Origin of the sequence: Paenarthrobacter sp. AB444 (genome assembly GCF_028736865.1) — a bacterium.
Taxonomy (GTDB): domain Bacteria; phylum Actinomycetota; class Actinomycetes; order Actinomycetales; family Micrococcaceae; genus Arthrobacter; species Arthrobacter nicotinovorans_B.
On the sequence record NZ_JAQZBY010000039.1, the window covers coordinates 1 to 339 of the forward strand.

Annotated in this window: 1 pseudogene; it reads left to right on the top strand. The window is 62.2% G+C overall.

Features of this window, described 5'->3' with window-relative positions:
* Positions 1-9: 9 nt before the first annotated feature.
* Positions 10-339, top strand: a pseudogene (locus tag PQ627_RS19925) (pyruvate dehydrogenase (acetyl-transferring), homodimeric type); the annotation flags it as partial.

The following is a 339-nucleotide window of genomic DNA, read 5'->3' on the forward strand; positions in this document are numbered from 1 at the left end:
AGGTTGGACGTGGCTGCAGGAGAAGAGACCTCACACATCCTCAGCGGGTTGACTGCCCAGCTGCCTGATCGTGATCCGGAAGAGACCGCGGAGTGGATTGAGTCCCTTGATGCGTTGATCGCTGAGCAGGGTACGGAGCGGGCGCAGTACATTATGCGTTCGTTGTTGCAGCGTGCTGGTGCCCGGAGCGTGGGTGTGCCGATGGTGACGACCACGGATTATGTGAACACGATCCCGGTGGACCAGGAAGCGCCGTTCCCGGGTAATGAGGAGTTCGAGCGCCGGTACCGGGCGTACATGCGGTGGAACGCCGCGGTGATGGTCCATCGTGCGCAGCGG